The 23,882-nt window shown below is 64.2% G+C and carries 23 protein-coding genes; 7 read left to right on the forward strand and 16 right to left on the reverse strand.

The window, feature by feature from the left end; all coding sequences use genetic code 11:
- Positions 1-3: 3 nt before the first annotated feature.
- Positions 4-981 carry a threo-3-hydroxy-L-aspartate ammonia-lyase gene (locus B4F51_RS22710; RefSeq protein ID WP_296229008.1) on the forward strand — a complete coding sequence of 326 codons (978 nt, stop codon included), beginning with the start codon at positions 4-6 and terminating at the stop codon, positions 979-981.
- Positions 978-1,370, forward strand: coding sequence for a RidA family protein (locus tag B4F51_RS22715; protein WP_296229009.1), 393 nt, complete (start codon positions 978-980; stop codon positions 1,368-1,370). Before B4F51_RS22710 ends, B4F51_RS22715 begins: the two co-directional genes overlap by 4 nt.
- A 2-nt stretch (positions 1,371-1,372) precedes the next feature.
- Here the strand turns inward: B4F51_RS22715 and B4F51_RS22720 are convergent, their stop codons facing one another.
- The 8 genes from B4F51_RS22720 to urtA form a co-directional block, all read right to left on the reverse strand.
- Positions 1,373-1,672 carry an FmdB family zinc ribbon protein gene (locus B4F51_RS22720; RefSeq protein WP_296229010.1) on the reverse strand — a complete coding sequence of 100 codons (300 nt, stop codon included), beginning with the start codon at positions 1,670-1,672 and terminating at the stop codon, positions 1,373-1,375.
- 66 nt (positions 1,673-1,738) lie between these two features.
- Positions 1,739-2,920, reverse strand: a complete 1,182-nt coding sequence (fmdA, locus tag B4F51_RS22725) for a formamidase (RefSeq protein WP_296229011.1) — start codon at positions 2,918-2,920, stop codon at positions 1,739-1,741.
- A gap of 26 nt (positions 2,921-2,946) precedes the next feature.
- Positions 2,947-3,969 carry an aliphatic amidase gene (locus B4F51_RS22730; RefSeq protein ID WP_253540377.1) on the reverse strand — a complete coding sequence of 341 codons (1,023 nt, stop codon included), beginning with the start codon at positions 3,967-3,969 and terminating at the stop codon, positions 2,947-2,949.
- Between the two features lie 26 nt (positions 3,970-3,995).
- Positions 3,996-4,685, reverse strand: a complete 690-nt coding sequence (gene urtE, locus B4F51_RS22735) for an urea ABC transporter ATP-binding subunit UrtE (RefSeq protein ID WP_296229012.1) — start codon at positions 4,683-4,685, stop codon at positions 3,996-3,998.
- Positions 4,686-4,700: 15 nt separating this feature from the next.
- Complete coding sequence (urtD, locus tag B4F51_RS22740; RefSeq protein WP_252693926.1) at positions 4,701-5,462, reverse strand: urea ABC transporter ATP-binding protein UrtD; 762 nt, start codon at positions 5,460-5,462, stop codon at positions 4,701-4,703.
- Between the two features lie 14 nt (positions 5,463-5,476).
- The gene (urtC, locus tag B4F51_RS22745; protein ID WP_392397889.1) at positions 5,477-6,529 is read right to left on the reverse strand and encodes an urea ABC transporter permease subunit UrtC; all 1,053 of its coding nucleotides are present in this window, start codon (positions 6,527-6,529) and stop codon (positions 5,477-5,479) included.
- 94 nt (positions 6,530-6,623) lie between these two features.
- The gene (gene urtB / locus B4F51_RS22750) at positions 6,624-7,541 is read right to left on the reverse strand and encodes an urea ABC transporter permease subunit UrtB (RefSeq protein WP_296229013.1); all 918 of its coding nucleotides are present in this window, start codon (positions 7,539-7,541) and stop codon (positions 6,624-6,626) included.
- 86 nt (positions 7,542-7,627) lie between these two features.
- Positions 7,628-8,863 carry an urea ABC transporter substrate-binding protein gene (gene urtA / locus B4F51_RS22755; RefSeq protein WP_296229014.1) on the reverse strand — a complete coding sequence of 412 codons (1,236 nt, stop codon included), beginning with the start codon at positions 8,861-8,863 and terminating at the stop codon, positions 7,628-7,630.
- A 223-nt stretch (positions 8,864-9,086) separates the two neighbouring features.
- Between urtA and B4F51_RS22760 the strand changes: the two genes are divergently transcribed.
- The 3 genes from B4F51_RS22760 (at position 9,087) to B4F51_RS22770 (ending at position 14,514) form a co-directional block, all read left to right on the forward strand.
- Positions 9,087-12,524 (forward strand): hybrid sensor histidine kinase/response regulator, encoded by a 3,438-nt coding sequence (locus B4F51_RS22760; protein WP_414706814.1) that lies wholly within the window; start codon positions 9,087-9,089, stop codon positions 12,522-12,524.
- On the forward strand, positions 12,505-13,491 hold the full coding sequence (locus tag B4F51_RS22765; RefSeq protein ID WP_296229016.1) for a response regulator transcription factor: 987 nt from the start codon (positions 12,505-12,507) through the stop codon (positions 13,489-13,491). Before B4F51_RS22760 ends, B4F51_RS22765 begins: the two co-directional genes overlap by 20 nt.
- Before the next feature lie 156 nt (positions 13,492-13,647).
- Positions 13,648-14,514 (forward strand): flagellar brake protein, encoded by an 867-nt coding sequence (locus B4F51_RS22770; RefSeq protein ID WP_296229017.1) that lies wholly within the window; start codon positions 13,648-13,650, stop codon positions 14,512-14,514.
- 8 nt (positions 14,515-14,522) lie between these two features.
- Here the strand turns inward: B4F51_RS22770 and B4F51_RS22775 are convergent, their stop codons facing one another.
- Positions 14,523-15,413, reverse strand: coding sequence for a LysR family transcriptional regulator (locus tag B4F51_RS22775; RefSeq protein ID WP_296229018.1), 891 nt, complete (start codon positions 15,411-15,413; stop codon positions 14,523-14,525).
- Positions 15,414-15,529: 116 nt separating this feature from the next.
- Here B4F51_RS22775 and B4F51_RS22780 point away from each other — a divergent pair, with 116 nt between their 5' ends.
- Both B4F51_RS22780 and B4F51_RS22785 read left to right on the forward strand, forming a co-directional pair.
- A complete protein-coding gene (locus B4F51_RS22780; protein ID WP_296229019.1) occupies positions 15,530-15,967 on the forward strand; it encodes a multidrug/biocide efflux PACE transporter in 438 nt (145 codons plus the stop codon).
- 134 nt (positions 15,968-16,101) lie between these two features.
- Entirely contained in the window at positions 16,102-16,743 is a 642-nt protein-coding gene (locus tag B4F51_RS22785) for a helix-turn-helix transcriptional regulator (RefSeq protein ID WP_296229020.1), read from the forward strand.
- 86 nt (positions 16,744-16,829) lie between these two features.
- On the opposite strand, the gene B4F51_RS22790 is transcribed toward B4F51_RS22785, so the two are convergent.
- From B4F51_RS22790 to B4F51_RS22820, 7 genes are all read right to left on the reverse strand, one after another.
- A complete protein-coding gene (locus B4F51_RS22790; RefSeq protein ID WP_296229021.1) occupies positions 16,830-17,048 on the reverse strand; it encodes a DUF1059 domain-containing protein in 219 nt (72 codons plus the stop codon).
- Positions 17,049-17,169: 121 nt separating this feature from the next.
- Positions 17,170-17,580, reverse strand: a complete 411-nt coding sequence (locus B4F51_RS22795; protein WP_296229022.1) for a DUF488 domain-containing protein — start codon at positions 17,578-17,580, stop codon at positions 17,170-17,172.
- Positions 17,581-17,615: 35 nt separating this feature from the next.
- Entirely contained in the window at positions 17,616-18,644 is a 1,029-nt protein-coding gene (locus tag B4F51_RS22800; RefSeq protein ID WP_296229023.1) for an ABC transporter substrate-binding protein, read from the reverse strand.
- Between the two features lie 292 nt (positions 18,645-18,936).
- The gene (locus B4F51_RS22805) at positions 18,937-19,833 is read right to left on the reverse strand and encodes an ABC transporter permease (RefSeq protein ID WP_296229024.1); all 897 of its coding nucleotides are present in this window, start codon (positions 19,831-19,833) and stop codon (positions 18,937-18,939) included.
- Positions 19,823-20,617: an ABC transporter ATP-binding protein gene (locus B4F51_RS22810; RefSeq protein ID WP_296229025.1), complete on the reverse strand. Its 795-nt coding sequence runs from the start codon at positions 20,615-20,617 to the stop codon at positions 19,823-19,825. Before B4F51_RS22810 ends, B4F51_RS22805 begins: the two co-directional genes overlap by 11 nt.
- 53 nt (positions 20,618-20,670) lie before the next feature.
- A complete protein-coding gene (locus B4F51_RS22815; RefSeq protein WP_296229026.1) occupies positions 20,671-21,393 on the reverse strand; it encodes a GntR family transcriptional regulator in 723 nt (240 codons plus the stop codon).
- Positions 21,394-21,571: 178 nt separating this feature from the next.
- Positions 21,572-23,848 carry a nitric-oxide reductase large subunit gene (locus tag B4F51_RS22820; protein WP_296229027.1) on the reverse strand — a complete coding sequence of 759 codons (2,277 nt, stop codon included), beginning with the start codon at positions 23,846-23,848 and terminating at the stop codon, positions 21,572-21,574.
- Between the last annotated feature and the right edge of the window lie 34 nt (positions 23,849-23,882).

Consider the following 23,882-nt stretch of genomic DNA (forward strand, 5'->3'; position numbering starts at 1 on the left):
GCCATGAGCCTGCCCATTTCCTACGACGACGTTGTTGCCGCGCACGCCCGCCTGCAAGGCGTCGCCCACAAGACGCCTGTGCTCACCTCCAGCACTGCCAACGCCATGACCGGCGCCGAGCTGTTCTTCAAGGCCGAGAGCTTCCAGCGCATGGGTGCGTTCAAGTTTCGCGGGGCGTACAACGCGCTGTCGCAGTTCACGCCGGAACAGCGCAAGGCCGGCGTGATCACGTTTTCGTCGGGCAACCATGCGCAGGCCATCGCGCTGTCGGCCAAGCTGCTGGGCATGCGCGCGGTCATCGTCATGCCCAAGGACGCTCCCACGATCAAGGTGGAAGCCACGCGCGGCTACGGCGGCGAGGTGGTGTTCTACGACCGCTACACCGAAGACCGCGAGGCCATCGGCCGTAAGCTGGCCGAAGAGCACGGACTCACGCTGATCCCGCCGTATGACCATCCGCATGTGATGGCCGGGCAGGGCACGGCCGCCAAGGAACTGATCGAAGAAGCGGGGCCGCTCGACGTGCTGCTCACCCCGTTGGGCGGCGGCGGGTTGCTCTCGGGGTGTGCCACGGCGGCGCGCACGCTAAACCCGGCATGCAAGATCATCGGCGTGGAGCCCGTGGCCGGCAACGATGGACAGCAGAGCTTCCGCAAGGGCGAGATCGTCCATATCGATACGCCCAAGACGCTGGCCGACGGCGCGCAGACGCAGCATCTGGGCAACTACACGTTTGCCGTGATCCGCGCGCTGGTCGACGACATCGTTACCGTGAGCGATGCGGAGTTGGTGCGCACCATGCAGTTCTTCGCCGGCCGCATGAAGATGGTCGTCGAACCGACCGGCTGTCTGGCCGCCGCCGCCGTGCTTAACAACAAGGTGGATGTGCGCGGCAAGCATGTCGGCATGGTGATCTCGGGCGGCAATGTGGATTTGCAGTTCTTCGCCAAGCTCGTGCTGGGTGAGGCAGTGAGCGCATGAGTGGCGCCCGCTACCTCAACGCGCCAGACCTGCGCCCGCCCGCCGGGCACTACTCGCACGCCGTCTGCGCCAACGGCTTCGTGTTCGTGGCCGGGCAAATTCCGGTCACGCCCACGGGCGAGAAGCTGGTCGACGCGCCGTTCGAGACGCAGGTGCGGCAGGTGCTGGCCAACATCGACGCGGTGCTGGCCGCTGCTGGCACCAACCGCTCGCGTCTGGTGCAGGTGCGCGTGTACGTGACCGACATGGAAACGCACTGGCCCGCCTTCGACGCCCTCTACCGTGCGTGGATCGGCGAGTTACGGCCGGCCCGCGCCGTGGTGCCGGTGCCGACGCTGCATTACGGCCTGGCTGTGGAAGTGGAGGCGACCGCGCTGGCGGGCGTCTGATGCTACACACCACAGATCGAGCAGTGCTTGCCGCCGCAGACATGCAGCACGCTGTTGCGGTGGCCCGAGCCGCTGGCAGAGCCCGGCCCGGTGACGGGCTTGCCTGCCAACTGCTCGTGTAGCGAACTGGGCTGCCAGCGGGCAACCGAGCGCAGGGCCACACGCCCGCCCGTTGGCATGGGGGCGGCAGGTGTCTCTTCGCCGCAATACGGGCAGGGCGTGGGCGCCCGCAGTTGCGCGGCGGGAATCAGGCGTTCAAAAATGCCCTCGCAAGCGGTACAGCGGATGTCATATAGCGGCATGGATGGCTCCATTGATGTGCCGGCCCAGCGGTACACGCCGCGGCCGGCGCGCGTCAGTTATCGGCGTCAGGTTGGCTTGCGGCCCCAGTGCGACTTATCGTTCAGCATGCCTTTGGGGGTGATGTCCTGATCGAAGATCGCAGTGGGAATCGACACCGTGCACGCACAGTTCGGGATGTCCACGATGCCGCCGATGCGGCCCTCCACCGGCGCAGCGGTCAGCAGCATGTAGGCCTGGCTGGCAGTGAAGCCGAAGTGAGTGAGGTAGTCGATGGCCTTCAGGCATGCCTGCCGATAGGCGACGGTGGCATCCAGGTAGTAGTTCGTGCCGTTTTCCACGCTGATGCCCTCGAAGGTCAGCCACTGGTCGTAGCGTGGTTTGACCGGGCTGGGCATGAAGATGGGCGCGCTCAGGTTGTACTTGGCCATGCCGCCCTTGATGAGGTCGAAGCCGACGCGCGTGGCACCGTCCATTTCGATTGCGCCACAGAAGCCGATCTCGCCATCGCCCTGTGAGAAATGCAGATCACCCATCGAGAAGCCGGCCCCCTTGACGTACACGGGAAAGAAAATGCGGGTGCCGATCGACAGATCCTTGATGTCGGTGTTGCCCCCGTGCTCGCGCGGCGGCACGGTGCGCGCGGCCTCGCCTGCCATGCGATCGAACTCGGCGCCGGACACGCCGCGCAGCACTGCGGTGCGCGGGTCTGGCGGCTGGGCCAGGCCCTTGGCGGCCAGCGGTGCCTCGCGGCGGTTCCATTCGTCCAGCAGTTCGCGGGAGGGCAGGCAGCCCATCAACCCCGGGTGCGTCAGGCCGGCCAGCCGGACACCGGGAATATGACGCGATGTGGCATAGACGCCTTTCAGGTCCCAGATGGCCTTGTCGGCATCGGGAAAATAATCCGCCAGGAAGCCGCCGCCGTTGGATTTCGCGAACACGCCCGAAAAACCAATCGGCGTGACGGGCTTGATGTCGAGCAGGTCCACCACCAGCAGGTCGCCTGGCTCCGCACCTTCGATGTAGAAGGGACCGGTGAGTGGGTGCGCGCGCGTCAGGTCGACGTCGCGCACGTCGTCGACCTTGTCGTCGTCGCGAATCTGCGCGTCGAGAAAATCCAGCGATTCGATGATGATCTCTTCACCCGGTTTGACCTTGGACAGGAACGGGATGTCCGGATGCCAGCGGTTGTGGCCGAGTTCGGCCTGCTCTGCCAGCGGCTTGCCGGGCTGGATCTTGAAATGCTGCATGGTGGTTTCTCCTCAGGGAAGTGGCGTCAGGCGTGGGGGATGCCATCGATGGGGCATTCGGGCGTGCCGGCGGTGCGGCGGGTGAGGGCCTCCACCTGCGCACGCGCGGCAGCCGGATCGTTCACCCAGGTCTTGTAGAAATCGAAGGGGCAGGCGGCCACGCCTTCGGGTGTTTCACCCGAGTTGATGGTGCCGGTGTAGCCGCGGTGCAGGAGCTTATAAAGATGGTTTTGCGATTGCAGATGCTTGCGCGCATCGCGGATCAGGCCGACCGACAACTCGGCGTACTGGATGCCCATCTCTTCGGTGCCGCATTCGCCCAGCGTGCGGCCGTCGAATCCGACGATGGCCGAGTGCCCGAAATACGAATACACGCCGTCGAAGCCGGCCGCGTTGGCGACTGCCACGTAGACGTTGTTCATCCACGCCATGGCTTTGGACACCATCACTTGCTGCTCTTTGGCCGGATACATGTATCCCTGGCAGCGGACGATCAGCTCGGCGCCCTTCATCGCGCAGTCGCGCCAGATCTCGGGGTAGTTGCCGTCGTCGCAGATGATCAGGCTGATCTTCAGGCCCTTGGGCCCTTCCGATACGTAGGTGCAGCCACCGGGGTACCACCCTTCGATCGGGCACCACGGCATGATCTTGCGGTACTTCTGCACGATTTCACCCTGATCGTTCATCAGGATGAGCGTGTTGTAGGGCGCCTTGTTGGGGTGGTCTTCATGACGCTCGCCGGTGAGCGAGAACACGCCCCACACCTTCGCCTCGCGGCATGCAGCGGCAAAGATGGCGGTCTCGTCGCCGGGGATCGTGGCTGCCGTCTCATACATCTCGGCGGCGTCGTACATGATCCCGTGCGTGGAGTATTCGGGAAACACCACGAGGTCCAGCCCGGGCAGCCCTTGCTTCATGCCGACCAGCATCCGGCCGATGTTTCGCGCGTTCTCCAGCACCTCCGCTCGGGTGTGCAGGCGCGGCATCTTGTAGTTGACGACGGCCACGCCAACGCAGTCCTGGCTGCTCGAAATGTCCCCGTGACGCATGGTTGCTCCTATGGTGTGAAGATGGGTCAGACCGAGAGGTATCGGCTGATGGTGGCGGCATCGACCTTGTCGCGCGTTTCTTCGTAGACGAAGCGGCCTTTGTCGATGACGAGAAAGCGGTCGGCGATATCGAGGGTGAAGCTGAGTACCTGTTCCGACACGATGATGGTGAGCTGCCGGAGCTTGCGGATCTCCTTCAGCGCCCGCGCGATGTCCTTGATGATCGACGGCTGGATGCCCTCGGTCGGCTCGTCCAGCAGCAGGACCTTCGGGTTGGTGGCCAGTGCGCGGGCAATGGCGAGCTGCTGTTGCTGGCCACCCGACAGGTTCCCGCTCTTGCGCCCGCGCATGTCGTACAGCACGGGGAACAGCGCATACAGTTCGTCTGGAACGCGCCCCCCGGCAGACGCCGGCAAGCCGGTCTGGATGTTCTCCAGCACGGTCATGCTCGAAAACATCATGCGACCCTGCGGCACGTAGGCAATACCGCGCGCCACGCGCTGAAAAGAAGGCAGGGCCGTCAGTTCCTGGCCGTCGATCGACACGCTGCCCGAGCGCGTCGGAAGAATGCCCATCAGGGTTTTGAACAGCGTGGTTTTTCCCATGCCGTTGCGGCCCATCACGGCCACAATCTCCTGCGGTGCCACCTGCAGGTTCAGGGCATGGAGCACCTGGCTCTGGCCGTATCCGGAAACGAGGTCGGTCACGTTGAACATGTGCGGCTCCGGGGCTCAATGGCCCAGATAGACTTCAATGACTTTCGGGTCGGCCTGCACCGCATCCATGCTGCCCTCGGCCAGCACCTTGCCCTGGTGCAGCACGGTCACGCGGTGGGCGATGCTCTTGACGAACTCCATGTCGTGCTCGATGACGAGCACCGAGCGGCCCTGGCTGATGCGGCCGAGCAGTTCCGCGGTTTTCTCCCGCTCCGACACGCTCATGCCGGCAACGGGTTCATCCAGCATCACGAGTTCCGGCTCCTGCATGAGCAGCATGCCGATCTCCAGCCACTGCTTTTGCCCGTGCGAGAGCAGGTCTGCCTGCTGGTGCAGCAGGTCGTGCAGGAAGATGTCGCGGGCCACCGCTTCCACGCGCTCCACCACGTCGGGCGTGCGGCGGAAAGCAAGCGCGCCGAGCACTTTGCGCCCGCGCGGGAATGACATCTCCAGGTTCTCGAACACCGTCAGGTTTTCGTAGATGGAGGGGGTCTGGAACTTGCGGCCGACACCCGAGCGCACGATGTCGTGCTCGCGCATCTTCGTCAGCTCCAGGTTGTTGAAGCGGATGCTGCCGGAGGTGGCGCGCGTCTTTCCGCAGATCAGGTCCAGCACCGTGGTCTTGCCGGCGCCGTTGGGGCCGATCACCACGCGCACTTCGTTGCGGTCTACGTACAGGTTCAGGCTGTCCACCGCCTTGAAGCCATCGAACGACACCGTCAGGTCTTCGATCGCCAGCACGGGCTTGGGCATTTCCACGCCGATCGGTTGGGTCATGATGGTCTCCGGGTTTAACCTTGCGCGGTGGCGCCGGGCGCCGGTTTTGCCGCTGCGCGACGGCCTTGCAGCAGCCGTGCGATCCATTTGCGGCCGTGGCTGTCGTACAGGCCGGCCAGACCGTTGGGGAAGTACATGACCACCGCAATGAATAGGCCGCCCATCAGGAACAGCCACAGCTGCGGGAAGGACTCGGAGAAATACGTCTTGCCGAAATTGACCAGCAGCGTGCCGTAGACCGCGCCGAGCAGCGACAGGCGTCCGCCCACTGCGGCATAGATCACCATCTCGATCGACGGAACGATGCCGACGAACGACGGCGACATGAAGCCCACCTGCAGCGTGAACATCGCCCCGCCGATGGCCGACATGGCCGCCGCCACGCAGAACACGAACACCTTGAAGCTGGCGACGTCGTAACCGGAGAAGCGCACGCGCTCTTCCTTGTCGCGCATCGCCATGAGCAGGCGGCCGAGTTTGGAACGCAGGATGAAGCGTCCGAGCACGATGCAGCCCACCAGCAGGCCGGCGGTCACGAAGTACAGGATCAGCTTGGCGGAGTCGGTGCGGATGTCCCAGCCGAGCAGCGTCTTCAGATCGGTGATGCCGTTGACACCGCCCGTCCAGCCCTGCTGCCCGATGATGAGGATCGACAGGATCGCCGCGATGGCCTGCGTGACGATGGAGAAATACACGTCGCCCACGCGCCGCTTGAACATGGCGATGCCGATCAGCAACGCAAGCAGCGTGGGCACCAACACCACTGCGACCACCGCGAAGCCGAAGTGGCGGAACGGCTCCCAGAACAACGGCAGGGCGGTCAACTGGTTCCAGTCCATGAAGTCGGGAATGCCGGGAGTGGACTGGATCTTGGTGCTGACCGGGTCGGAGGCTTCCAGCTTGAGGAACATCGCCATGCAATAACCACCGAGCCCGAAGAACACGCCCTGGCCCAGGCTCAGGATGCCGCCGTAGCCCCAGCACAGCACCAGGCCGACGGCCACGAAGGCATAGCTGAGGTATTTGCCGATCAGGTTCAGGCGGAACACGTCAAACGCCAGCGGCATGACGACGAAGATGACAGCGCAGAGTACGGCCAGGCCGAGCCAGTCGCGCTTGCGCTCTAGCCATGAATGAAGCGTGGGGTTCATGTCGGACTCCTTATTTGCGGACCTTGACCGAGAACAGCCCCTGGGGCCGCATCATCAGGATCAGGATCACGGCCGAGAGCGTCAGCACCTTGGCCATCGAACCTGTGAGGAAGAACTCGGTGGTCGATTGCGTCTGGGCGATGGTGAAGGCCGATGCGATGGTGCCCAGCAGGCTTTGCGCGCCGCCAAACACCACCACCAGGAAGGTGTCGACGATGTACAGCGACCCCGATGTCGGGCCAGTCGAGCCGATAGTGGTGAACGCTGCTCCCGCCACCCCGGCCACGCCACAACCCAGTGCGAACGTCATGCGGTCGACGCGCCGCGTGTCGATGCCGACCGCACCGCTCATCACGCGGTTCTGCACCGTGGCACGCACTTGCAGGCCCCAGCGGGAGCGGAACAGCAGGAGGAACAGCGCACCGGTCAGCAGCGTGGTCAGCGCCATCACGAATAGGCCGTTGATCGGGATATCGATGCCGCCGCCTGGCGAGACCGACCCCATCAGCCAGTCGGGCAGCGCCGGGCTGACCTCCTTGGCCCCAAAGATGGAGCGGAAAGCCTGCTGCATGGCGAGGCTCAGGCCCCACGTGGCGAGCAGCGTGTCGAGCGGGCGGTTGTAAAGCCGCGAGATCATCAGCCGCTCGACTACGTAACCGATGGCCGCTGCCAGTACGAACGACAGCAGCACGGCTGCGAAGAAGTAGTACGGCTGCAGTGCTGGCGCGTAGCTGGCGGTGAGCGTCGACAGCAGGTACGTGGTGTACGCGCCGATGGTGAGGAACTCGCCGTGGGCCATGTTGATCACGCCCATCTGCCCAAAGATGATGGCTAGCCCCAGTGCCATCAGCAGCAGCACGCAGAAGAACGACAGGCCGTTGAAGCCCTGCATGGCGAAGATCGCCCCGAATTCCGACAACGAGGTCATGGCGGCTCCACGAAAACGATGGATGCGGTGGGAAGCGGTCCGTCCGGCTTGCAATCTGGATGCGGCCGGACCGCGTCTGTGGTGGGTTACTGATAACCCTTCGGGAACGGATTCGGTTCGATCAAGCCCGACTCGTAGACAACCTTGAACTGGCCATTCGTCTGGACTTGCCCGATGCGCGTCTTGCTCCACAGGTGGTGGTTGGCATGCACCTTCACGTAGCCTTCCGGCGCGGTGTTCAGCTCGATGCCGGGCGAGGCCGCGACCACCTTGTCGACGTCAAAACTGCCGGCCTTCTCCACCGCTGCCTTCCACAGCCACGGGCCGAGGTAGGCCGCCTGCGTGACGTCGCCGATGACGGCCTTGGCGCCGTACTTGGCCTTGAAGGCCTCGACAAACTTCTTGTTGTTGGGGTTGTCCAGGCTCTGGAAGTACTTCATGGAGGCGTAAAAGCCGGCCATGTTCTCGCCGCCGATGCCGAGCAGTTCATCCTCCGTCACGGACAGCGTGAGCAGCGTCTGCTTGTCGGCGGTCACGCCAGCCGCCTTGATCTGCTTGTAGAAGGCCACGTTGGAGCCGCCAACCACGGCTGCAAAGATCACGTCCGGCTTCTTGAGTTTCATCTTGTTGATCAGCGAGCCGAACTGGGTGTTGCCCAGTGGGTAGTACTCCTCGCCCACCACCTCGCCGTGCAGCACGTTTTCGATGTGCTTGCGCGCGATCTTCATCGACGTGCGCGGCCAGATGTAGTCGGAACCGACCAGATAGAACGTCTTGGCCTTCTTTTCCTTGGCCACCCAATCGAGCCCCGCCAGGATCTGCTGCGTGGCTTCCTGCCCGGTGTAGATCACGTTCTTGGATTGTTCGAGCCCCTCGTAGAACGTGGGGTAGTACAGCAGGCCATTGTCTTTCTCGAACACCGGCAGGACGGCCTTGCGCGAGGCCGAGGTCCAGCAGCCGAACACGGTGGCGACGCGGTCGGCCTCGAGCAGCTTCTTCGCCTTCTCGGCAAAGGTCGGCCAGTCCGACGCGCCGTCTTCCTGGATGACCTTGATCTTGCGGCCCAGCACACCGCCCGCGGCGTTAATCTGGTCGATTGCCAGGCGCTCAGCCTGGATCGATCCGGTCTCGCTGATTGCCATGGTGCCGGTCGCCGAATGCAGTTGCCCAACGGTGACCTCGGTGTCGGTCACGGCCAGCTTGGTGGTGTTGATCTTGGCGGTCGGGTACGACTGCGCGAGCGCGGCGAGCGGCGTCGCCAGCAGCGGCGTGACGGCAAGACACAAGGCGAGGCGCCGAAGGCGCGAGGGGTGGCGTGACATCTTGGTTTCTCCCGGTTGCGGATGGTGGTCGGTTTGAACAGGCATGGGACGAAGCCTAGGCGGGGCCCACGATTGCCGGAATACGTCAACTGACGTACAGCGCAGCCGCGTTGCACGGCGCGATCATCTGCGAGCAGGAGCACGCCGACACAACAAGACTGAACCGGGCGCGAACCACGCGGAACGGAACTTGCATCGCCCGCCACGCCTGCTCGCTTAGGGCATGAAGCCCAGGCGCGGTTCACCGAAACGGGGAGCGTTCGTGCACCAATCTGGCACCCAGCGCATCGTCAAGATCCGCCGTGACTACAACACGTGGGTCGCAGACGAGACGCTGGAAGACTACGCGTTGCGCTATACGCCGCGGGGGTTCCGCAAGTGGTCGGAATTCCGCGTGGCCAACACCGCGCTGGGAGCCACGTCGTTCCTGGCGCTGGAGGCCATTGGTGGTTCGCTGGCCATCAACTACGGCTTCACCAACGCGTTCTGGGCCATCGTAGTGGTGAGCGTGCTGATCTTCCTGACGGGCCTGCCGATCAGCTATTACGCCGCACGCTTCGGCGTCGACATGGACCTGCTCACACGCGGCGCCGGCTTTGGTTACATCGGCTCGACCGTCACCTCGCTGGTGTACGCCACCTTCACGTTCATCTTTCTGGCGCTGGAGGCAGCCATCATGGCGCTGGCCGTGCAGCTCTATGTCGGCCTGCCGCTGCCCATCGCCTATGTGCTGTGCTCGCTCGTGATCATCCCGCTGGTCACGCATGGCATCACGGCGATCAACCGGCTGCAGAGCTGGACCCAGGTGCTGTGGCTGGTGTTGCTGGTGCTGCCTTACGCGGCGGTGCTGCTGCACAATCCGCGTGCGTTTGCCGATTGGCCGAGCTTTGGCGGCTTGTCGGAGTCGGGGCGCGATTTCAACCTGCTGGCCTTTGGCGCCGGCTGCACCGTGGCCTTTGCGCTGATCGTGCAGATTGGTGAGCAGGTCGACTACCTGCGCTTCCTGCCGGAGAAGACGCGCGCCAACCGAAGCAAGTGGTGGCTCGCCTTGCTTGCCGCCGGACCCGGCTGGGTGGTGCCGGGTGCGCTCAAGATGCTGGGCGGCTCCTTTCTCGTGTTCCTCGCCATCCAGCACGAGGTGGGCACTGCGCGCGCCGTAGAGCCCACACAGATGTACCTGGTGGCTTATCAGTACGTGTTTGGCTCGCCCGCGCTGGCGATGGCCGCCATGGCGCTGTTCGTGGTGGTCTCGCAGATCAAGATCAACGTTACCAATGCATACGCCGGGTCGCTGGCATGGTCGAACTTCTTCGCGCGCCTCACGCACAGCCATCCCGGGCGCGTAGTCTGGCTGGTTTTCAACGTGCTCATTGCGCTGCTGCTGATGGAGCTGGGGGTGTTCGAGGCGCTGAGCGAGGTGCTGGCGCTGTACGCCAACGTGGCCATCGCATGGATCGGCGCGTTGGTAGGGGACCTCGTCATCAACAAACCGTTGGGATACAGCCCCGCACACATCGAGTTCAAGCGCGCTTACCTGTACGACGTCAATCCGGTTGGCGTGGGCGCCATGCTGATCGCCTCGGTTGTTGCGACGCTGGCTCACCTGGGGTTGTTCGGCGCCGTGACCGAAGCGCTTTCGCCGTTCGTCGCGCTGGGCATGGCCTTCCTTTGCGCGCCGCTCATCGCCGTGGCCACGCGCGGCCGGTTCTATCTGGCCCGCACCGTACATGAGCCGACCGGTACCGCGCACGAGAACACCGGCGCGATGCGCTGCGTGATCTGTGAGAACGTCTTTGAGCGCGAGGACATGGCGCATTGCCCGGCCTACGCTGGCAGCATCTGCTCATTGTGCTGTTCGCTGGATGCGCGCTGCGGCGATGCCTGCAAGCCGCACGGCCGGATGTCCGCACAGATCACCCAGGCCTGGCGACACTGGTTTCCGAACACTGAACTTCCGCGACTGCACGTGCGGGTGGCGCAGTACGCTGCAGTGCTGCTGATTGTGCTGGGCTTGCTGGCAGGCGTACTGACACTGATCTACTACCAGACCGCCGTCACACTGAGCGCCGATCAGTCGGCGTTGCAATTGCTGGCGCGCGGCTACCTCAAGGCGTTTTTCGCGCTTGCGCTGGTGGGCTGCGTCGCCGCTTGGTGGTTGGTACTGGCCAAGGAAAGCCGCAAGGTCGCGCAGGAGGAGTCCAACCGGCAGACCATGCTGCTGATGCGCGAGATCGAAGCTCACCGCAAGACCGACGCCATGCTGCAGCAGGCCAAGCAAGCTGCTGAGTCGGCCAACCGGGCCAAGAGCCGCTATGTGACCGGCTTGAGCCACGAGCTGCGCACGCCGCTCAACAGCATTCTCGGCTATGCACAGCTACTGATGCGCGACGCGTCGATTCCACCTGCACGCCGCGAGGGCCTTGCCACCATCTTCCGCAGCGGCGAGCACTTGCTGGCGCTGGTGGATGGCCTGCTGGACGTTGCCCGCATCGAGGCCGGCAAGCTGCAGCTCGACGTGAGCCAGGTTGCGTTTCCCGCGTTCCTGACGCAGATCGAAGCAATGATGGAGCCGCACGCTTCCGACAAAGGACTGGTTTTCCGCATGGAGTATGCAGGCCGCATTCCCGAAGCGGTACGCATGGACGAGAAGCGCGTACGTCAGATCCTGATCAATCTGCTCGGCAATGCAGTGCGCTTCACAGAGAGCGGTACCGTGTCGCTGCATGTGGCCTATGCACGTGAGATTGCCACCTTCGAAATCCTCGATACTGGCATCGGTATTGCCTCGGAAGAGCTGGAGCGCATCTTCCAGCCATTCGAACGGGGCGCCGCAGCGCAGGCGCGGGACAACGGCGCGGGTCTGGGTTTGACCATCTGCCGCATGCTGACCACGCTGATGGGCGGCCAACTGAGCGTGGACAGTGTTCCCGGGCAGGGCACGCGCTTCACCGTGCGACTGTTCTTGCCGGAGGTGCGCGAGCCGCGCGCGGCGGACCGCATCCGTCACGTCAGCGGCTATCGCGGCGAGCGCCGGACTGTGCTGGTGGTGGACGATCAGCGTGAGCAGCGTCGCATCGTGGTCGAGGCACTAGCGCCGCTCGGTTTCACGCTGGTGGAGGCCGCCAGTGGGCCCGAGGCGATGCGCCAGCTTGGCACGTTGCCGGTTGATCTGATCGTGATGGACGTCTCGATGCCGTCAATGGACGGATTCGAGGCCAGCCGGCTGATCCGTCAGCATGCGTTGAGTATTGCACCGATCCTGGTGCTGTCAGCCAATGCCTTCGCCGGCGATCGTGCGCGCGGTGCCGCCGCCGGCTGCGACGATTACCTTGCCAAGCCGGTGCATCTGCCGCACCTACTCGACAAAGTGGGCGATCTGCTCAAGCTCGATTGGATTGTCGACGGCGAGGTGGCTGCCCAGGCACCACCGCCCGTGCGCGTGCAGCCATCGTTGCCCGCAGAGCTGGTCGCACGCCTGCGTCCATTGCTCGAGATCGGCTACATCAAAGGTTTCACCGAATTGCTCGACGAAGCCGAGCATCGCGATCCCGACCTTGCCGGTGCGCTGCAACCCGTACGAGCGGCAGCTCGCCGCTTCCGGTTGGCTGAACTGGACATCTTGCTCAAAGGAGCCCGCTCAGATGAACACAGCATGGATTGACCACGGTGGTGCGGCGGGGCTGCATGTGTCGTCGGCCCCGCAGGCGATAGGGCCTGCCATTGCTGGCCCCGGAGTTGTGCTCATCGTTGACGACACACCAGACAACCTGGCGCTACTGTCCGATGCGCTCGATGCCGTTGGCTACACCGTCTTAGTGGCGCTGGATGGTACGAGCGCGCTGGAGCGTATTGAGCGGTTGGCACCTGACATCATCCTGCTGGACGCGGTCATGCCCGGCATCAGCGGCTTTGAAACGTGCGAACGCATCAAGGCCAATGCGCGCCACGCACAGATTCCGGTGGTTTTCATGACGGGGCTGACGGAAAGCGAGCACGTCGTGCGCGGTTTTCGTGCGGGGGGCATCGACTACGTCACGAAGCCCATCCGCCCGGAAGAGGTGCTTGCGCGCGTCGCAGCGCATCTGGAGCGCGCGCGTGCCCACCGGCAGGCAGACGAAATCGTTGGCTTGGGTGGGCGCGCGGCCCTTGTGGCAGATGTGCGGGGCATGATCCATTGGCGCAGTTCGCGGGTCGCGCCCTTGTTCGCCCGCTTCTACCCGGACCACGACGATGCACGGCGCCTGCCATCGGTGCTGCAACAGTGGCTGGCGCACAGCGTGGAGCCGGCCGGCGCGCCGGAGGCGGGCCGGCTCGCCGAGGCGGGCGACGGCGTGCGGCTGGTGGCAAGACTGGCCGGCCCCGCGCCGCACAGCGCTTGGGTGATCCAACTGGAGGAGCACGACGACCGTAAGGCGGGTGACCGCCTCGTCGCGCGGTTTCGCCTGACCGCGCGTGAGGCGGAGGTACTGCTGTGGATCTCACGCGGCAAGACCAATCGCGACATCGGCGACATCCTCGGCATGCGCCCGCGTACCGTCAACAAGCATCTTGAGCACATCTTCGAGAAGCTGGGTGTCGAAACACGCGCGGCGGCGGCGGCTCTCGTATTGCAGTTCCAGCCAGGCTGAATATCCGTTGAGCCACGTCAGCTTTGTGATACGGCCTGGTTGACCTTCGGTCCTTTGCCCCACAATCTTGCAAAATATCTCGCAGCGCTCGCCTGGGTGTCGCATATGCGCATTGCAGGCAACACAGAGCACTGGACGAAAGCAAGAGGGGACGGCATGGGCACAGCAGCAGGGCAGTTGGAGAAGGGCGACGTACCGATCGGGCAGCCACTGCCATTCGCGTTGACTGATATTCACGGTCATCTGCTGCTCAAGGCGGGCACCGTGGTGCCGGATGTCGGCGCGGTCCGGCTGCTGTTCCAGCATGGTCCCGTGATGGCTGCTGCTGGCGATACGGCCTGCGCGCCGCCCGCTGAAGCCACCGAAGGCAAGCCGCGACTGGCCGCGACTGGCCTGACCATCGGCACCGTCCTGCAGGTGCAGGAGAAATCCGCACCGCTGCGCGGTCCGCTGTCATGCCGCCTGATCGGCTACATCGAAGGCGAGGCGCTGTTCATCACGCAGCCCGTCGATACCAAGCGCACGCTGCGGCCCGAGGTGCGCGATATCTTGCTGCTGCGCGGTTTTTCCGGCCGCGCGGTGGTCAGCATGATGTGCAGCGTGGTGGCGGTGGTGCAGTTTCCGTCGCCGTACATCGTGCTGTCGATGCCGGCCAAGGTGCACAAGGTGCCGCTGCGGCGCGCCAAGCGCGTGCAGGTGCGCATCGGCGCCACCGTGCGTTCGGAAGGGCTGCCCGCCTCGCCCGCCGATCGTGTGGCGGTCATCCGCGATATCTGCCTGAACGGTGCGCTTGTGCAGAGTGCTGGCCAAGTCTTCCATCCGGGGGATCGGCTGGCGCTCGATTTCAGCGCTTACGTCGATGGGCAGCAGGAGGATTTCTCCATCACGGGGCGTGTCGCCAGTGCCTCGCTGGTGCAGGGCGCGGCGGCTTCTGCGTTTCCATCGTTCGGCGTGGAGTTCTTGCTCTCGAAAGAACAGACCGCGCGGCTCTCGCGCCTGATCATCGAGCGACTCGACGAGTAGACGGCGGCTTACGCCTCGTCAGCCAGCATCGTCTCAAGCAGCCACGCGCCGGCCTGGCCCAGCGTGCGTTTGCGCGACCACACCGCATCCACCAGCACATGGCGTGGCCAGCCGCGTGCACGCACCTCATGCAGGCGCTCGGCTGCGAAATGGTCTACCAGCCAGCGCGGCAGTTCTGTCCAGCCGAAGCCCAGCACCGCCATTTCCAGCAGCATCAGGTAGCTCGGCGCCGACCACCGGCGCGGGCTGCGCACGGGTGCCGCATTCGCGCGGGGCCCGACCGGATCAACAAAGGTGTTCAGCCGCAGCTCGCGCGCCTCGCGCAGCGCCGTGTGTGGCACTTCCTTGTCGCCATACCGGGCCAGCGGATGCTGCCGCCCGACAAACAGGCCAATCTCCGAGCGCTCGGAGATGGTGGCCGCGCCGATATCGGGCGGATACGACGCCTGCGCCGCCACCAGTCCGAGCTGCGCGCGGCCCTGCTGAATGATGTCGACCACGTCTTCATCCTCGGCGATCAGGCATTCGAGTTCGAGCTCGGGGTAGCGCTGCTCGAGCGAAGCGAGCGTCTGCTCGTAGCGATCGGACTGGTAGGTGTCGGACATCACCAACGTGAGGCGCGCCTCCAGGCCGCCGGCCATCTGCGCGGCCAAGAGGTCCATCTGCTCGCCGGCGTCGAGCACACGGCGCACCTGCGCAAGCATGGCGCGGCCGGCTTCCGTGAGTGTCGGCTGGCGCGTGCTGCGGTCGAATAGCGTCAGGCCCAGGTCGATCTCCAGGTTGCCGATTGCCTCGCTGATGGTCGACTGGCGCTTGCCCAATTTGCGCGCCGCCGCCGAGAACGAGCCGAGCGTGGCCGCCTCGGCAAAGGCGAGCAGAGCTTCGGAGGAGTGGCGCATCGGTAGCTCCAGAAGGATGAATCGATCGGCTCAATATATCGGAAAAACCGATGCTATCGAATTGGATTGATGGTGCCGTACCGATGAAAATTCAGGTCATTCATCGGAGTGTTGTTATGCAAGTCATCAAGAAATCCCCAGCCGAGCGCATCTTTCATGCGCTGGCCTTCGAGATCATCGCGATGCTGATCTGCGCGCCGCTGTTCAGTTGGCTGACGGGCTTGCCGCTCGCACATATGGGCGTACTGACGTTGATGTTCGCCGTGGTGGCGATGGTGTGGAACATGGTGTTCAACACGCTTTTCGAACGCGTCGAACGCCGCTATCAGCTTGCGCGCACCATGGCCGTGCGGGCAGTACACGCCTGCCTGTTCGAGGGCGGCCTGGTCTTCATGCTGGTTCCGCTGGCTGCGTGGTGGATGGACGTGAGCCTGTGGGAAGCGCTTGTGCTCGACATTGGCATCATGCTGCTCTTCCTGCCTTATACGTTCTGCTTCAACCTCGCGTACGACCACTTGCGCGCACGCTGGATGGCGCGCCGCGCGATGGCTTGATGTTTTCGGGGCGCCGCGGACTAGGGCAAACGACGCAGCGTGGGGGCGGGTACGCTTCCTATAATGAAGTCCCTTTCCATGACGGGCGCACTGGCCGCGAGCCGCTGCGCCCGTATTACGTCCACTGCTGGTCTATGCTGCGATTTGTCGCCGTGCCATCCCATGCCTCGGCAATCGTGCTGCGTCGGTGCTATGTGGCGGCCTGCGCGGGCGATGCCGTGGGCGTAATGAATGTCGTGCGCGATGTCTGCGGCGCGGATCATGCCGCGGCCATGATCCGTTGGCGCGTCGATGGACGTTGGCACTGGGTGGCATCGCAAGGCGCGCATGCGGCCGACATGTTGTTGCATGCCACACGCGGCGATGGCGTGGACGGGTGGCCCGTGGCCGATGCGGAAGTGCGCGGCGCGATGTGGCTCGACTATCGTTCGCGGGGCGTGCCGTTGTTGACGAGGCAGCGAACGGCGCCGCTGGCGTTACTGCCGCATCTTGCGCAGGCGCTGCCGCTATGCTGGCAACGCGTTGCCGCGCGGGCAGGCGTGGCGCTCGCACAGCCTGCCAGCCTATGGTTGACGGATGCGTTCCACCTGACGCGCCGCGAAGCCGATGTGGCGGATCTTCTCGCACGCGGTGCCGATCCTGCGTGCATCGCGCGCACGTTGGGCATTTCGCTCGATACGGTGCGCACGCATCTCAAACACGTCTACCGCAAGACCAACACGCACAGCCAGTGTGACGTTGTGCGGTTGTTGCTGGCGTCGGCTGCACGCCGCTAATCGCGGTGCTGGGCAAGCGCGCTCCTGCCAAGTCCTGCCTGGCTTCGCGCGGTCGTATTGCAGCGCAGAAAGCGCGGTGCGCAACGTCAGGCGGTTGCCATTGGCGGCCGTTCAGTGGTCGGTGTGCCGTCCTTGAAGAGGGTTTGCAGTTGCGAGCGCAGCTCGGGTGTATCGGTGTGCTTGTGCACCGATACAGCGTGCTGCACAGCGGCCTCCAGTAGTTCGGCATCGCTGTCGGCGCTGATGGCGACCGAGCAGTTGTTCTCGCTGGGGAAGGCGCGGCAATCAATGTAGCGGCGGCCCATGATGAGACTCCTGAAATCGCGGTAGCCGGAGTGCAGCGGAATGCGGCGGGTGCCGGTCGCGCGTACCCTCGTTATAGGTCCGCCACGGGGGAGCGTCGTCACCTGTGTGGGGTAGACCTGTTCAGTCAGCCACCTTCGCCCCACGCTCCTTCAGCAGCTCGCGCAGCACCGAGCGGTGGCAATGCGCTTCCTCTTCGCAGTAACACCCGATCGACAGGTTGGTCTGATGCGACAGCGCCGCCAGCATATCGAGCAGGCGCGATGCATCGCCGTCGCGCATCTCGGCGCGAAAGTGGCGCACGAAGGTCTGCCAGCCCTTGTCTTGCTGATCCTTGTCGTGCGCGGCCTGGGCTGCCTGGGCCTGCTTGACGAGCTCGGGCGTGGGGGAGAGCAGCGGCATCCACACGTCGTAGAAATCGCGGCTGGCGAATTCTTCCTTCGGGACGCCGCGCGGCGGGCGCCGCACGGTGCCGATGCGCAGGCCTTCATCGGGGAGGCGCGGCTCGCCGAGCCGGACGATGCGTAGGGTCATGGAATGTCTCCGTGCGAATGCTGCGCGCCGTGTGGTTACGAACCCAGCCGGCTCTGTACCGTCGGGAAGAACAGGTCTTTCCACGATGCCGGTTTGTTCTTGAGCGTGCCCACACGCTGCATGAACTCGGCGTAGTGTGCCACGCCCACCGGCGTGGTCGTGAAGCGCGAGTCCGGATCGTCGAGGATCTTCTTCACCTCGTCCGGCGAGCTCTTCACTTTCGATTGCGCGATGTAGATCTGCGCGGCCTTGGTCTTGTCCTTGGCGATGAGCGCGTTGGCCTCGTCCAGAGCGGCCACGAAGGCGGCCGACAGCTTCGGGTTGGCCTCGTAGAACTTCTTGCTGGTGTAGGTCATGTCCAGCGTGATGTTGCCGAGCACGTCCACGGTGTTGAACACGCGGTGCAGGCCGGGCGCGGCGGCCTCGGTATAGGAGAACGGCGGCGAGGCCATGTGGCTGTTGATCTGGCTGCCGCCCGCGAGCATCACGGCGGTGGCGTCCGGGTGCGGCAGCGGCACGGTGATCGGGTCGAGCTTGTTGAACTGCTTGTCGCCGAAGGTCTTGGCAGCCGCCATTTGCAGCACCACGGCGGGCAGCGAGGTCTTGATGCCGGGTACGGCAATGCGGTCCTTGTCGGAGAAATCGGCCAAGGTTTTCACATTCGAGTTGCGCGTCATCAGGTACATCGACGATGAGCTGAGCGACGACAGCCCGCGCACTTCCATCGCGCTGCCGCAGGTCTTGTCCCACAGCGTGAGGAAGCCCGGCACGCCCAGCGAGGCGATGTCCAGCGCGCCCGAGAGCATGGCGTCGTTGATGACGTTGCCGCCATCGAGGATGCGGTAGTTGACCTTGACGTCGCCGAGGCCGGCGGCCTTGGCCTGCTTTTCGAGCAGGTGTTCGCTGGCCATCACCATGATGGGCAGGTAGAGGATGCCGTAACCGTGGGAGATGCGGACTTCGGTGGCTTCTGCGTGGGCGGTGCTGATGGCGCTGCTCAGGAGTGATGCGGCCAGTGTGGCGGCCATGGTCAGGCGGAGGACGTTACGGCGGGGTTGGTGCATTTGTTGTCTCCTTGTTGCTCTGTTGGTCTTTATGTTTGTTGGTAGTGCATTTTTTGTTTCATCCCCTGCCGGGGCTGACTCACTTTCTTTGTCTTGCCAAAGAAAGTAAGCAAAGAAAGGCGCGCCCGAGATGGCGACTTCCCCTTGGATTTGTGTCACGGGGAGGGAAAGGAGCCAAACTCGCTGCGCTCAGACAAGGCTCCTTCCTTTTTCCTCCCCGCGACAAAAATCCAAGGCGCCATCTAGGGCAGGGTACGGCCAAACCGGCTGGGCGCTTGCGTTGTGCTCTTGCTTAGTTCTGCATGCCCCAGCGTTTGACGGTGCGGGCTTCCAGTGTGCGGAATACCAGGTTCTCTACCAGCAAGCCGATGATGATGACCGTCAGCAGGCCGGCAAAGACTTCGGGAATCTGCAGTTGGTTTTTGTTCTCGTAGATGTACCAGCCGAGGCCGCCCTGACCGGAGCTGACGCCAAACACCAGTTCCGATGCGATCAACGTGCGCCATGCGAAGGCCCAGCCGATCTTCAGTCCTGTGAGGATGGACGGGAACGCGGCGGGAATCAGGATCTTGGTCAGATACCCCATGCCAGAGAGCCCGTAGTTGCGGCCCACCATGCGCAGCGTGTTCGACACCGATAGGAAGCCCGCATGCGTGTTGAGCGACACCGCCCACACCACCGAATGCACGATCACGAAGATCAGGCTGCCATTGCCCAGGCCAAACCACACCAGCGCGATGGGCAGCAGGGCGATCGCTGGCAGCGGGTTGAACATGGCGGTGAGCGTTTCCAGAAAGTCTTGCCCGAGCCGGTTGCTGATGCCGAGCACGACCAACGCGCAGGACAACGCCAAGCCGAGCGCGTAGCCCGCCAGCAGCGTTTGCATCGACGTGCCGATGCGAGCGAACAGTGTGCCGCTGGCCAGCCCTGCCCACAGCGCCTGCACCGTATCGGAGAAGGTCGGCATCAAGAGCGGGTTGTCGAGCCAGCGTGCACCGCCTTCCCACACGAGTGCCAGCGCAACGAGGATGACCAGCTTGCGCAGCCACGCCTGCTCGTACAAGCGTTCGGCAATGGAGAGCGGCTTTTCCACCACGCCGATGCGATCGAACGCCACGGGCGTGCTGTAGACGGGCGCGCGGTTGCTGATGTCGGCGGTGGCCGGCATGGAAAGGGTCTCAGTCTGCATGGGTTTCCTCCACCGTGCGGGCGAACAGCATGTCGTGGATCTCGGCTTCGAGGGCCTTGAAGCGTTCGGGGTCATCGTCACCGCGCGTGAGGCTCGGCAGCTCGGCACGTACCTGGCCCGGGTGCGGCGACAGGATCAGGATGCGACTGCCGCAGCGGATCGCTTCCGGAATCGAGTGCGTGACAAACAGGACCGTGAAGCGCGTCTCGTCCCACAGTTGCAGCAGTTCGTCCTGCATCTTGCGGCGTGTGAGCGCGTCGAGTGCGGCAAAGGGCTCGTCCATCAGCAGCACGTCGGGTTCCATGGCCATGCCGCGCGCGATGGCCACGCGTTGCTTCATCCCACCCGACAGCATGTGCGGATGGTGGTCGGCGAACTTGCTGAGGTTGACCTTGTGGATGTAGTGCAGCGCGCGTTCTTCGGCTTCACGCGCTCCCAGCTTGCCCGTAGAGAGCAGCGGGAAGAGCACGTTCTCTTTCACGGTCTTCCACGGCAGGAGCTGGTCGAACTCCTGGAACACCATCATGCGATCCGGCCCCGGCTTGGTCACGGGCTGGCCTTTCAGGCGGATCTCGCCTTCGGTGGGCGTGAGGTAGCCGCCGATGGCTTTGAGCAACGTCGATTTACCGCAGCCCGACGGGCCCAGCAGGATGTAGCGCTCGCCGGGATAGACCTGGAAGTCGACGCGGTAGGTGGCCGTGACCAGGTGCTGGCGTGTCTTGTACTGCAGCGTAACGCCGCGCACATCCAGCAGCGGTGGTGCTGTCGGTGAGTTGGCCTGCATGATGCTGTCTCCTGCTTTTGCTTTGTTGGTATGGGTCTGCGGCGGCTGCGGCGCTATCGGATGTCGACGTGATAGCGGAAGTGCGCCGCCGCGCCGCGCGAGCGGCGCCACTCCAGCGGCACGCGGTCATAGCCGCGCGCCACACGCTCGATCACCATGACCGGGTCGCCCGGCTTGATGCGCAACAGGCGCGCGTAGGTGGCGTTGACGGCTTCGGCGGTGAGCGTTTCTTCGGCACTGGCGACGATCTGGCCGCAGTGCGTTTCGTACAGCGGATAGAGCAGGTCGCCAAACGCGTCGAGTTCCAGCGTGGCAAGCGGGGCGAAGCGGTCGTAGGGCAGCCAGATCTCTTCGGCCAGCAGCGGCGCGCCGTCGAGCAGGCGCAGCCGTGTGAGGCGGATAACCGGCGCACCGGCCTCGATTTGAAGGCCCGCAGCGGGCGCGGATGGAGCGTCGAGCACATCGCGCTTGAGGATGCGGCTTTCAGGAATGCGTCGCTCGCCGCTTTCACTCTGGAAGCGGAAGAACCGGAACAAGGAGCTGGCAAAGCTGGCACGCCGCACGAAGGTGCCGCGGCCCTGGAAGCGTTCGAGCAGGCCTTCGGCCACCAATACATCGACGGCTTTGCGAACTGTGCCGACCGCCACGTTGTACGTCTTGGCCAGCTCGGCTTCGGTGGGGATGGCGTCGCCCGGGCGCCAGTGCTGCTGGGCGATCTGCGCGGCCAGGTCGTCGCGCAATTGCTGGTAGCGGGGCAGGCGGAGATCAGCGGGCATGGTGTGGTGAATGGGTCAACTATTCATCTATATGACTAGGCATTGTAGGGAGCTTGGTTCCCGTGGGCATTACAGGAAAACCCGCAGGCCTCCGTGTCGGGTTGACACAAAGACCTGCGGGTTGTGGGATGTCGCGGCCACTTCTAAGCGGCCGCTTGATCAGCTTTCCGTTTCGCGACTAGCGCGTGGCGGTGGCCGAAGCCGGCAGCGGTTGAGCTTGTTGTGCCTTCGGGCGGCGCAGCAGGCGCAGCGCATACAACGCCAGCACGAGGGCACCGATGGCGAACACGATGTCACCCGGCACACGCAGCCAGACCAGCGTTTCCATCACCTTCGAGTGCACCACTTCCGGCGAGCGGGCGTACCACATGCCCTTGGTGACACTGGCCCAGGCCTGGTAGATGCCGGCCGGCAGCAGCGACATGAACACCATCATCGCCAGGCCGATATTCAGGCCCCAGAACGCGGGCTTGAGCAGGCGATCGGCATGCAGGCTGCGCGCATACAGGCCGCGCAGGCAGAACAGCATCAGGCCGATACCCAGCATGCCGTACACCCCGAACAGCGCGGCGTGCCCGTGGGCGGCCGTCATGTTCAGGCCCTGCACGTAGTACAGCGAAGCCGGCGGGTTGATGGCAAAGCCCAGCAGGCCCGCGCCAACGGTGTTCCAGAAGCCCACGGCGACGAAGCAGAGCACCGGCCACTTGTAGGCGCCAAGCCATGCCGTGTCCTTGGTGCGGCGATAGTTCTGCAGCGCTTCCAGACCGATCAGCGTGAGTGGCACCACTTCCAGCGCCGAGAAGACGGCACCGACAGAGATGATCGACGTGGGCGTGCCCGTGAAGTACAGGTGGTGCAGCGTACCCAGGATGCCGCCGAACAGGAACACGATCGTCTCCGCCACGATGGCGCGGTTGGCGCTGGAGGCACGGATCAGGCCCAGGCGCGTGAAGATGAGCGCGATGACGGCGGTGGCGAACACTTCAAAGAAGCCCTCGACCCATAGGTGGACGAGCCACCAGCGCCAGTATTCGATCATCGAGTAGTGCGTGTGTTGGCCCCACACCAGCGAGGTCGAATAGAAGCCGCCGATGCACGTGGCCGACAGGAACACCATGGCGATCAGACCGCGCGATTCCGACGGCGTCTTCAGTGCCGGCCACAGTGCGCGGCCCAGCAGCACGACCCAGAACAGCAGCCCGACGAACAGCAGGATTTGCCACACGCGGCCCATGCTGGTGTATTCCAGGCCCTGGTTGCCGATCCAGAAGCCGAAGTCTGCACCGCGATGTTGCAGCGTGCCGAGCCAGCCCGTGGCAATGGAACCCACCACGATGAAGATCAGCGCCCAGAACAGCACGTCAACGCCGAGCTTCTGGAGCTTCGGTTCACGCCCCGAAAGCAGCGGCGCAATGTACAGGCCCGTGGCCAGCCATGCCGTGGCAATCCACAGCACGCCAAGCTGCGTATGGACCGTGCGGCTGATCACATATGGCAGCACCTGCGCCAGCGGAATCCCGAAGAACGACTCGCCTTCGACCGCATAGTGCGCGGTGATGGCGCCCATGCCGATCTGCACCAGCATCAGGCCGATCACGGCAAAGAAGTACTTGCGCGTGGCCTTCATCGATGGTGTGGCGACCGCGTTGAGGAACGGGTCCGCCGCCAGCGGCTTGGCCTCTTCCTCATGCTTGCTGCTGCCGTGAATCCACAGCATGGCTGCAATGCCGCCCAGCAGCAGGATGATGCTCACCATCGACCACATGGCCGCACCGCCGGTCATGGTGTTGCCAACCAGCGGCTCATGCGGCCAGTTGCTGGTGTATGACAAGTCGGTTTCGCCCGGGCGGTCGGTGGCGGCTGCCCACGACGTCCAGAAGAAGAACGCGGCCAGCGCCTCGCGGTCTTCCTGCTTTGGCAGTACGCCAGTGCCCATCGCATATTGATCGCGCAGCGTGGCGAGCGACGGATCGGTGCCGAACAGGCCCTTGAAGTGCTGTGCAACGTCTTGGATGGCGCGGGCACGGTCTGGCGATACGGTGATGCTGTCGTGCGCGGCGTCATAGGTATTGCGGCGCATCTCTTCCTTCACGGCCGCATCGACGGCGGCTTGCTGTGAAGCCGTCAGCGGTGCGGTCGTGCCGAATTGCTGTTGCGTGCGGATTGTCTGCAGGGTGGTTGCCTCGCGGTGCAGCCAATCGGCCGACCAGTCGGGCGCCACGTAGCTGCCGTGGCCCCAGACGGTGCCAAGCTGCTGGCCGCCGGCGGCCAGCCATGCTTGCTGGCCACGTTGAATCTGCTCGCCCGTGAACAGCACGTCACCGGCGGTGGTGACGACCGCTTGCGGTATCGGCGGCGCGGCCAGATAGATTTGCCGCCCCAGATAACCGAGTGCCCCGAATGACAGGACGAAGATCAGGCCGAGCCACCGCCACAGCCTACCGTTGGTTTTCATGACAAGGTTCCTTGCAAGGGTGCAATAGGGAGAA

Origin of the sequence: Ralstonia sp. UBA689 (assembly GCF_002298975.1) — a bacterium.
In the GTDB taxonomy this organism is placed as follows: Bacteria; Pseudomonadota; Gammaproteobacteria; order Burkholderiales; family Burkholderiaceae; genus Ralstonia.